11 protein-coding genes are annotated in these 10,095 nt (G+C 40.8%); 6 read left to right on the top strand and 5 right to left on the bottom strand.

All coding sequences use genetic code 11. From position 1 onward, the window contains the following. Window positions 1–307: 307 nt before the first annotated feature. A complete protein-coding gene (locus tag V7L12_RS02735; protein WP_335081920.1) occupies window positions 308–742 on the bottom strand; it encodes a hypothetical protein in 435 nt (144 codons plus the stop codon). A gap of 119 nt (window positions 743–861) precedes the next feature. Here V7L12_RS02735 and V7L12_RS02730 point away from each other — a divergent pair, with 119 nt between their 5' ends. Further along, the gene (locus V7L12_RS02730; RefSeq protein ID WP_335081918.1) at window positions 862–2,712 is read left to right on the top strand and encodes a S8 family peptidase; all 1,851 of its coding nucleotides are present in this window, start codon (window positions 862–864) and stop codon (window positions 2,710–2,712) included. A 114-nt stretch (window positions 2,713–2,826) separates the two neighbouring features. Further along, the gene (locus tag V7L12_RS02725) at window positions 2,827–3,060 is read left to right on the top strand and encodes a hypothetical protein (protein ID WP_334821658.1); all 234 of its coding nucleotides are present in this window, start codon (window positions 2,827–2,829) and stop codon (window positions 3,058–3,060) included. Here the strand turns inward: V7L12_RS02725 and V7L12_RS02720 are convergent. The 4 genes from V7L12_RS02720 to V7L12_RS02705 all read right to left on the bottom strand — a co-directional run bounded on the left by V7L12_RS02720 (window position 3,047) and on the right by V7L12_RS02705 (window position 7,591). After that, window positions 3,047–3,370 carry a thioredoxin family protein gene (locus tag V7L12_RS02720; protein WP_094327275.1) on the bottom strand — a complete coding sequence of 108 codons (324 nt, stop codon included), beginning with the start codon at window positions 3,368–3,370 and terminating at the stop codon, window positions 3,047–3,049. The two genes, V7L12_RS02725 and V7L12_RS02720, sit on opposite strands and share 14 nt — an antisense overlap. Window positions 3,371–3,741: 371 nt before the next feature. Further along, window positions 3,742–4,821 carry a recombinase RecA gene (gene recA, locus V7L12_RS02715; RefSeq protein ID WP_335081916.1) on the bottom strand — a complete coding sequence of 360 codons (1,080 nt, stop codon included), beginning with the start codon at window positions 4,819–4,821 and terminating at the stop codon, window positions 3,742–3,744. 377 nt (window positions 4,822–5,198) lie between these two features. Then, window positions 5,199–6,305 carry a hypothetical protein gene (locus V7L12_RS02710; protein WP_335081913.1) on the bottom strand — a complete coding sequence of 369 codons (1,107 nt, stop codon included), beginning with the start codon at window positions 6,303–6,305 and terminating at the stop codon, window positions 5,199–5,201. Then, window positions 6,302–7,591 carry a hypothetical protein gene (locus V7L12_RS02705; protein ID WP_335081910.1) on the bottom strand — a complete coding sequence of 430 codons (1,290 nt, stop codon included), beginning with the start codon at window positions 7,589–7,591 and terminating at the stop codon, window positions 6,302–6,304. The genes V7L12_RS02710 and V7L12_RS02705 overlap by 4 nt, the downstream gene beginning before the upstream one ends. A 387-nt stretch (window positions 7,592–7,978) precedes the next feature. Here V7L12_RS02705 and V7L12_RS02700 point away from each other — a divergent pair, with 387 nt between their 5' ends. Genes V7L12_RS02700 through xseB form a run of 4 tightly spaced genes read left to right on the top strand, consistent with a single transcriptional unit; the run spans window position 7,979 to window position 10,089 of the window. Continuing rightward, window positions 7,979–8,272, top strand: a complete 294-nt coding sequence (locus tag V7L12_RS02700) for a type II toxin-antitoxin system Phd/YefM family antitoxin (RefSeq protein ID WP_335081908.1) — start codon at window positions 7,979–7,981, stop codon at window positions 8,270–8,272. Beyond that, the gene (locus V7L12_RS02695; protein WP_335081906.1) at window positions 8,259–8,540 is read left to right on the top strand and encodes a type II toxin-antitoxin system RelE family toxin; all 282 of its coding nucleotides are present in this window, start codon (window positions 8,259–8,261) and stop codon (window positions 8,538–8,540) included. Before V7L12_RS02700 ends, V7L12_RS02695 begins: the two co-directional genes overlap by 14 nt. Before the next feature lie 60 nt (window positions 8,541–8,600). After that, window positions 8,601–9,869 carry an exodeoxyribonuclease VII large subunit gene (gene xseA, locus V7L12_RS02690; RefSeq protein ID WP_335081928.1) on the top strand — a complete coding sequence of 423 codons (1,269 nt, stop codon included), beginning with the start codon at window positions 8,601–8,603 and terminating at the stop codon, window positions 9,867–9,869. Further along, complete coding sequence (gene xseB, locus V7L12_RS02685; RefSeq protein WP_334820267.1) at window positions 9,862–10,089, top strand: exodeoxyribonuclease VII small subunit; 228 nt, start codon at window positions 9,862–9,864, stop codon at window positions 10,087–10,089. Before xseA ends, xseB begins: the two co-directional genes overlap by 8 nt. Window positions 10,090–10,095 lie beyond the last annotated feature (6 nt).

The raw sequence follows: 10,095 nt of genomic DNA, 5'->3' as shown, positions 1-10,095 counted from the left end.
TTTAAGGTTTAATCTGATTGCTGCTCTCTACAATTACGAGCTTTGTCTCCCCAAAATCAAATCTTCCTGAGTGACTTTTGCAAGAGGTCTAATGTAGAGATGTAGCACGGCTACGTCTCTACGAGGGTTTTGGATAACGTATATTTAATTTATGGAGATGTTGAATAAATTAGTAGTCAAGTAAAAGCCATTCCAAAAAACATCTTTCTAATAAAAATGTCGTTCCCCATGAATAATATCACTACTAGCGATCTAACTTTTTGACCAGAAATAGCCGTATTATTTGGAACTTATAGTTTTAATATAACTACTGCTGTGGTTGCGATCGCAAGTCTTGTAATAGCCCCTGCAAAAACTTACCCCATTCTGCTGCCAAAGGGATTTCTGTAAACGGAACCCGCACTGAGTTAGTAGATTCGGAAAAGAGAAATTCTAATTCTATAGAACGACCTTTCTCCGGTGGACTGTTTACATCTACTGATTTTTCATCTACTAAAAGCTGGATTTGTTTGATATCAAGCAAGGAGAATGTTTCTAGTTTAATCGGCCCTTGAGGCGTGGGTTTTCCCCAAGTGATATTATTGTCTTTTTGACCTAATACAGCATAAATATCATACTTAGCCCGTTCAAATTGCTCTGCCCAAGTGCGATAAGCTTCGACTTTTTGATACTCCTTCGAGCCTTGCCAAGCTAACCAGAAAAACATTACTAACAGAGGCAACCACAAAAGACCACGTTCCATCGTTAAAAAAATCCTGATTCCTGAATAAAACTTGTAACTAAAAGTGCAAAATCTAGCAACAAGGGGTGCAGATAAGTTATGGTAGTGAGCAAACTGGCAAAAAGCGGTGATGAGTTAATATGAGAAAACTTATATTATTGTGCTTGTTTGTCATTGGGCTGGGAACTGCCATATTTGGTTTCCTGAATTTTCAGGGATTGGCAGCTAAAGGAGAGTTTGAGACGATTGTGCTTGATTTTCGGGAAGATATTCCATCACTTGTAGTGGAACAGGATTTGCAAGCGATCGCCAAACAATACAACGTTACACCCCAATTAGACAACAAGTTTTCCAAAAAAGATAATGTGTATATTATCAAGGGCGATCGCCAACGGCTCCAAGAACTGAAAAAATCTCAGTTTGCCCTAGCTACAGAATTCATTGAACCAAACTATATCTACAGCACGATTCCACAACCAGGCAAAGCCGCTTGGCTAGGTGAATTTTTGCGACCCCAAGAAGATGAAGAAGCAAGTCCTTCATTAATTGGCCCCAATGACCAATATTACAGCAAGCAGTGGAACTTGCACAAAATCGGTGTTGAAGGCGCATGGAGTCAAACCAAAGGCAGTGGCATTACAGTCGCAGTTATTGACACTGGAATTACCAAGGTTCGAGACTTGTATGAGACAAAATTCGTCAAGGGCTATGATTTTGTTAACGACAGAGAAGAAGCCACAGACGATAATGGTCACGGTACCCATGTTGCCGGAACTATTGCTCAAGCCACAAATAACAAATATGGCGTCGCTGGAATTGCCTACGAAGCCAGTCTAATGCCCCTGAAGGTACTCAGTTCTTATGGCGGTGGTACCGTTGCTGATATTGCCGAAGCGATTAAATTTGCTGCTGATAAAGGCGCAGATGTGATTAATATGAGCTTGGGTGGTGGCGGTGAAAGCAAGCTGATGAAAGAAGCGATCGAGTATGCCCATAGAAAAGGCGTAGCGATCATCGCCGCAGCCGGTAATGAAAACGCCAATGGAGCAAGCTATCCAGCCCGCTATCCCTACGTCATTGGCGTTTCGGCAATTGGCCCAGATGGCGAAAGAGCGCCCTATTCTAACTTTGGTGCAGGGGTAGATATCTCTGCTCCTGGTGGTAGTGAAGCTGGTAAGATTCTCCAAGAAACTATTGATGAAAAGGGCGAAGGGATATTTCTGGGCTTCCAGGGTACAAGCATGGCTTCTCCCCACGTTGCTGGTGTTGCGGCATTAATCAAAGCTGCTGGCATTAAAGAACCAGATGAAGTCTTAAAAGTCCTCAAACAGTCAGCGCGAGTTATCCAGGATGATGGTTTGAACTATTATGGCGCTGGACAACTCAATGCAGAAGCAGCAGTCAAACTAGCCTTTAGCGGACAAATCAGTTTTCCAGATTTCTTCCGGTGGTTACGGGATAACGGCTATCTTAACCCCGGCTTTTGGATTGATGGTGGTGCGGTAGCACTGTTACCCAAGGTTTTAATGGTAGTTGGTTCCTATCTGCTGGCTTGGTTTTTACGTGTTTACTTCCCCTTCACTTGGAGTTGGTCTTTATCCAGTGGACTAATTGCCGGTAGTTCTGGGTTATTCTTCCTCAAGGGAATCTATATTTTTGATCTTCCTCAATGGCCTTTCCGGGTTTTGGGCAGTTCAATTCCCGAATTAGGAAATACTCTCCAGGGAACTGATGCATTAAATCCCCTGTTTGCCAGTGTACTGATTCCCATTGTGTTGATGGCATTGCTGCTGGGACATCCTAGTTGGAAATGGTTTGCCATTGGTTCAACTTTAGGTATAGCAGCGTGCTTAACTATAAGTGCGTTTTTCGAGCCGACAGTTTGGGGATTGGGAAGTGGTTACTTAGCACGCCTCTTCCTCATTGTTAATGCCCTAGTCTGTTATGGGCTTGTTCGTTTAGCATTGAAAAACGAAGAGAAAATTGCGTAAACGGGGAGTGGGGAGTGGGAAAGAATTCTTAATAACTCCCTACTCCTAACTCCTAACAGACGCGATTAATCGCGTCTCTACTCCTAACTTTTAACTCCCCCACTCAGCACTGTTATGAGCATTACACTTACAGGTACAGTCGAACGTCGTGATATTGGTACAGGCGCATGGGCGTTAGTTACAGAAGAGGGCGTTACTTACGAAATCCTCAGAGGGGCTGACAAAGACTTACTCAAAGCCGGACAAAAAGCAAAAGTTAAAGGACAGGTGCGTGAAGATATCATGACAACTGCCATGATTGGCCCTGCCTTTGAGGTCAAATCTTTTGAGGTAATTAGTTCTGATTAGCTGTGGAATTCAAAACTTCTTGCAGACGGCTTCTAAACTCCCCTTTGGGATGACCTCCTTTTACTTCACCAACAATCTGAAATTCCCCCTCTGGAGAATTGCAGATGATGTAAGTAGGCCATCCCATTTCTGATTTATCGGGATATTGAGTCAATAAAATCTTGCGATACTTGCGGTAAGCAGTCGTATCTTGCATTTTTACATCGATAAATTCTAAACCCAGTTCTTCAGCCACCTTTTTGTCATAAAAAGACATTTTATGGCAGATGCCGCACTCTTCTGAAGAGAACTTAATTACAGCTAAACTCATGGGTTGGCTACTCTTTGATTATAAACAAAGTTTTTTAGCATAATGCCATGAAATATTACCATATAGCTGGTCATTAGTGTCAATCTAAGGCTGAAACCCCGAACCAGTATTTTTTCCTTTTTCCCTAATAGTAGTCTGTCAAGTTTAAATTGATGGATTCATCGGTGACAAAACAGTGCGATATCTACGACGGGCTACGTCTACGCCAAAATATCAAGTAGGATGTGTTTATCAGTCCAAATCTATTCACTGTCTGGATTTAGGCTTGCATTTAACATACCAAAATCAAGATTTAAAAAAAAATAAGGTGCGTCATCTATCTTCATAACGCACCATCTATTAGCAATTGCAGATTAATAAATCCACATTCCTTATTCTTCTGGCTCTAAATCGACTTCTTCCTCTTCATCTTCTTCACTGGCTTTAGCTACGGAGTTAGCAGAAACAACAGCGCCTTTATCTAGCTTTTCACGCACCAGTTTCTTAATTTCTTCAGCAAATTCAGGCTTTTCTTCTAGATACTTAATGGCGTTGTCTCGTCCTTGAGAGATATTATCACCGTTGTAACTATACCAAGCTCCTTTGCGGATAATTATGCCAGTTTCTTCTGCTAAGTCAACAACACAACCCAAGGTAGAAATACCTTTGCCAAAAATAATATCAAATTCCGCTATTCTAAAAGGCGGCGCTACTTTATTTTTGGCGACTTTGACCTTAACGCGATTACCATATTCGTCTGTACCTTTTTTCAAGGTTTGAATTCGGCGAATATCCAAGCGCACTGAAGCGTAAAACTTCAATGCGTTACCGCCAGTAGTCGTTTCTGGGCTACCGTAAGTAACACCGATTTTTTGCCGCAACTGGTTGATAAAAATTACTGTACAACCAGATTTACCAATATTCCCAGTAATCTTACGTAGGGCTTGGCTCATTAACCGCGCTTGCAGACCAACGTGAGCATCACCCATATCGCCTTCAATTTCAGCGCGGGGAACCAACGCTGCTACTGAGTCAATGACTACAATATCAACCGCAGCAGAGCGAACCAGCTGATCAACAATTTCCAAAGCTGATTCGCCAGTGTCAGGTTGGGAAATCAGCAAATTGTCAATATCTACACCCAATGCACCAGCATAAGTAGGGTCTAGGGCGTGTTCAGCATCAACGAAGGCAGCAATACCGCCATTTCTTTGCACTTCGGCGAGCGCGTGTAGCGCTACTGTAGTCTTACCGGAACTTTCCGGCCCATAAATTTCTATTACCCGACCCTTGGGTAAACCACCACCCAATGCTAAATCTAAGGTAAGCGCCCCACTGGAAATCGTCTCCACCCGCATCCGGGTAGCATCGCCCAGGCGCATGATTGCTCCTTTACCAAAGCTGCGCTCAATCTGGTTGAGCACCATAGTCAGTGCTTTTTGCTTGCCTGAAGTATCGGTGTTGATAGCCATTCTTAGCCTCTAATGCCTCTTAATATATGGTTTTAAGGAGTGTTGGTTTCGGAGTTTGAGTAGAACAGATATACTATTTTAACCAGAAAATTCTGGAATAGGACTTCTCAAATCAAAAAAAGGGTGTGACAAGATCGTAACTCGATCGCTACCAGATTAGGGTAGTGGTACTTGACAATTTTGGAAAGAGAGTAATTTTTTAACAGCAGAGGTACGTAGAGTAGACCCTATCTGATACTATTATCGTGCAATGGCCTGAATATGACTACCCCCACTGTATATGGAAAGGGGCGATAGGATGATAAGACAACACCGTTAAGAGCGCCAATGCTAGTTCCAGCAATAAAAGGAATATTATCAAGTAAGAATTGTTTTTATTAATCAGCTTTGTGTATTAAATCTGACTGTTTTTTAATGAATTTTTTTTCAAGCATTTCATTTGTTTGAGAAGGAAAACTCACTGCTTTACAAAAATAATTAGATACTAACATAGCAAATTTTATAAGAAGTAAGTCTTCCTTTGTTCTATTAGCTAAAAAATCTCTGCCATGATATACATCAAGTGCTGCTTCTCTCATTATTTGAGGTATATAGAAACAAAGACGAGGATTTTCGAGCATATTTCTAACAAGATTCAGAAAACGATCCCAAAATGGAAGAGAAAGTGCGCCTTCCGGTCCTGGCTGTCGTCCTTTAGTAATTAATATTTCGTGCCTAAGTTTAGCGAGTAAGTCGTATTGTGATTTTCCACCCCAAATTATAATCTTTAGAGCGTTGTCAAGTTCGTTAAGTGTTTTAGGTTGTAAATACTGGTTAAAAATCATGCCTACACACTCAGCTAAACCAATAGCAAATAATCCTGTAGCATCTAAAGTAAGGGCAAGATGCTCAGTTTTATTAGGATCTATTTCCTGATAAACAGTTTGCGCCTCTCCAATTACTTTACGTATTAATTGAAGCCGATTTTCTTCATTCCAAGCATAACTATATATATACTCACAAAAGGTTTTCAAATTTTGGTACTTATTATGAATGAATCTCAATCCATTTATTGAATTTACGGATAGATTATTTTGTGATGAACCAATAGGATAAACTATTATTTTGTCAAAGCTATCAAATTCTACTTCATCAAGAAGATTTATTTGCAAGGATGCAGCAAACAGTTTATGCTCATTTTCAATTCTTTGTGTTCGTTGAAGTAAAATTATACCTGAAGACGCAGAAAAGTATTCCATCAAACCACGTAACCAAAGAATACGATTGGCTGGTGACTGTCCTTTAAGAGTTTTACAATCCGCCAATATTAATTCCCAACGTAAATCTAAACTAGGCCGAAGAGCTAAAACATCGATATCTGTAATGGGTTTCCTAATTTCATGCATACCACCTTTATAAAAAACAGCTACCTCTGGTTGTACATAATAATTTTGTGCTGCAAAATGGCGGCATATCATATCCTTCTGATCTGTATCTTTTATCATGATGCTCTCAACAGAAAATTATCAATCAATGCCTGGGATTCTTCGTCTAAGGGAATTACAGTGTCTTGTAAAATGCTTTTTCTACCGATTAAAGATTCAACATAATGTTCTCCTGTACGTAGTGCAATAATTATGTTTTCATCTGGTACAACAGAAGTTTCCGAACCAGATACTAATTCTAACGCCATATTCACTGCTTCTATATTTTCTACAGAATCGATGAGAACTAGCTTTGCCCATCCATCAGTAGTAATTTCCAATCTGCCTACCCTTGAAGCAGCAACTTTCTTATACTGCTCTAATGCTTCAGTGTTTGCTTTAATAAAGCCTTTATTTTTAAATGAACGAAGTAATGCTAGTGGTGAATGAATAGCATATCTAGATGGTAGTAATTGTCCCTGTCTAACTGCTGCTACAAGTGACATTGCTGCTTCATAAATTGGTCGTTTATAAGGCGGTAGCTGAGTTAATCCTGGTCTTGGTCCAAAAATAAAATGATTAGTACCTGAATGAGTTGTTTCAATTGCTGGTGGTGGGATAAAACCTTCTTTAGCAAACATTTGAATTACAGTTAAATCGTCATTATCAAGAGAAACACCTGCTATTTCTTGTTTCTTCAGCAGTAATTTTAAAGGCCACCCCTGATTTGATCTTAATAAATCAAGAATTTTCTTAACTCTCTGACTACCTCCTGTAGATACTAAATCAGCATATGCCTGAGTATTTTCAGGGAAATAAGTAGGTGAAATAAGAACTGATTTACCTCTAGCTCGTTTTTTAACAATAAAGGATGCATTAGTCCCAATGTTGATAATTTTATCTACTAAATTTTTCTCAGCACCTAAATTATAAGCATGGTCAGCTAAGATTGGAGAACCAGCTAATTGATGAACTAAAGACAAAGTTAACTGTTCGGGTTCTGAAAACTTTTTATCACTAAGTAATTTCCCTAAAGTAGAAAATAAATCTTGATAAAATGGAATGTCTGGAATAACTGTTTTAATAGTTCTTCCTTGCGTATCTAGCCGAACAAACTCAGCCTCGGCTAGTAATTCTACCACTGGGCGGACTGCCCCAGTAGAAAAATTGAGTAAATGTACAGCAACGTCCCGAAGTAGTTCATATGGAACCGCAGGAACTCCTCGAAGATGAATAGCTAAACGTACAGCCATCCCAAGGTTTACTAACTCATCAAAAGATGAAACAGAACTACGTTCTAAACACACAGTAATGTCATGCGCTCGAATAGCGATATCTTGTGGCGTAAGTTTATGCTGATATGCCATATTGAGAACAGTTTTAATACACTATTGTAATATACACTTTAGTTAGTATAATATATTGCAAAAATTCGTATACTCCTAACAAGCTTTTCTTGTGCTTTTTCAATCCCCATTTCATTAATTTGCTTCAACAAAGCCAATAAAGTATTTTGGAAAACTGTTACTATTTCGGAACTTAGGGTTAAAACTGGCTATTGCAACCCAGCATCAAAAATAATCTCAGCCAGAAGCATCGTCATTGTAGAGCTATGACTTTGCAAAATCTCCTGTTTTATAGAAAAACAATTAAAACAGTAACAACACTGTGCATACGCTTTTTAACAATGCAGCGCCTACATTCTGTTTGTCAGGAGTAAAGAGAGAAGATTTATCTGCTAAAATATAGTCAAAATGTCTAAAACAGTCAAAATTGCTATGCAGACCTACACTCTCACAGATGCCCGCAACAAACACGGTGAGGTTTTTGATAAGGCTGCTACTGAGCCAGTTCTACTAACTAAGCAATCACGGCCTAGCCACGTGATTATCTCAGCAGAGGGCTACCAAAAATTAATTAATCGGCTAGAAGAATTAGAGGATATGGTTTTCGGTCAAGCTGCTGAAGTTGCTCTGAGTCAGTCCAAAATGATAGGTACAGAGGCTTTTACATCTGCATTAGAGCATTTAACTAATGGCGAAGCTTGATGGTCTAGCAACTGTTCTTGATTTTCTGAACGGTTTACAGCCTAAAATAGCAACACAGATTGCAAAAAAAGTTTTGGCTTTGAATGTTGAGCCTTTACCCGCTGATAGTGAGCAGCTATCTGGTTATCAGGGTTTATATCGAGTTGATAGTGGTGAATATCGAATTATTTACAGGTATTTTCCCGATCGCGATTTAATAGAAGTGATTTTAGTCGGTAAGCGCAATGATGATGATGTCTACAAAAGATTGAAGCATTTACTGGGTTAACCTTTGGTTTTCATTAAAATGCTAGAATCTCTCCAGCACAAATGCTTTCAGGCATCTTTGATGACTTTCGACCTTCCCGACTCTCTGATTCTTGATACTGCGCTTTCAGTATCTGGATTAACTGACTATATCCGCTTGCTGTTAGAGCAAGATGAACAATTACGGCAAGTTTGGGTAACTGGCGAAGTTTCTAGCGCTAACCACCATCGCAGTGGGTTGTTTTTTACGCTGCAAGATACCGATCGCACCGCCGGAATTAAGTGTGTAGTATGGAATAGCCAATTGGCAAAACTCGCCCAAATGCCTGTTCCTGGTGAGCAGATAATTATTTTGGGCAGTATTCGCGTCTATCCACAACGGGGAGAGTATCAGTTATCAGTTTGGCAAACTCTACCTGCTGGTGTTGGTTTACAGGCGCTGCGCTATCAACAATTAAAAAATCGCTTGCTGGCTGAGGGATTGTTCGACGCGCAAAGAAAGCGATCGCTCCCCACTCATCCCCAAACGATCGCTGTTGTCACTTCACCAACGGCTGCTGCTTGGGGCGATATTCAAAAAACCCTCAAACAAAGGTATCCAGGTTTACACGTTTTATTTTCTCCGGCTACAGTACAAGGTGAGCAAGCACCAGAATCTATCGTCAAAGCAATTGAGCGGGTGGAAAGAGATGGTCGCGCCGAAGTGCTAATTTTATCACGGGGTGGTGGCGCGGTGGAAGAGTTGGCTTGTTTTAATGATGAACGGGTGGTGCGATCGCTTGCTAGTTGTTCTATTCCTGTAATTACTGGGATCGGCCATCAACGAGATGAGTCTTTAGCAGATTTAGTTGCAGATATCTGTGTGCATACACCGACTGCGGCAGCGGAAATGGTTGTACCAGCACTTTCAGAGTTGTATACTGAGCATCGCCAGCGAGTTGTCGCTTTACATGAGGCGGTGCATGACTTTAGAGAAAATGCTGAGAATAAACTGCAAGTATTACGGAACCGTTTGCGACGTTTGCGGTTAGATCGGCAAGTGCAGCAAGAGGTGGAAAAGCTAGCTTGGAAGCGTCAGCATTTGGTACAAATTACGACGGGGCGATCGCAGCAAGCAACGCAGCATTTAGAATTATTGCGGCAGAAGTTGGCTAGTCTTGACCCGAAAGCGGTGTTACAACGTGGTTATGCGGTGGTGAGAAGGGAAGATGGAGCGATCGCTCGTTCGGCAACGGAGTTGGTTGTGGGGCAAGAGTTAATGATTCAATTGGGGCAAGGTGGGGTTAAAGTGAAGGTTATGGAAATAAACGAACCGCAGAGGCGCAGAGGACGCAGAGAGGTTAATGGTTAAACGTAAGAGTGCTTCTAGTTCTGAGGAAGGTTGGAATTATGAGGCGAAGGTTGCTGAAATAGAGGGAATTATTACTCGCATTGAGGCAGGTGAGTTGGAATTAGAAGCTGTGTTTGACCAATTTGCAACTGCTGTGGAGTATTTGCGTCAGTGCGAAGGTTTTTTGCAGCAGCGACAACAGCAGGTAAATTTGTTGATTGAAACATTAAGCCAAGAGTAGAAGCTG

It is taken from the genome of Nostoc sp. (genome assembly GCF_036918245.1).
Taxonomy (GTDB): Bacteria; Cyanobacteriota; Cyanobacteriia; order Cyanobacteriales; family Nostocaceae; genus Nostoc.
Note: the sequence above shows the minus strand (reverse complement) of the source record. Positions and strands in the feature narration are given on the sequence as shown.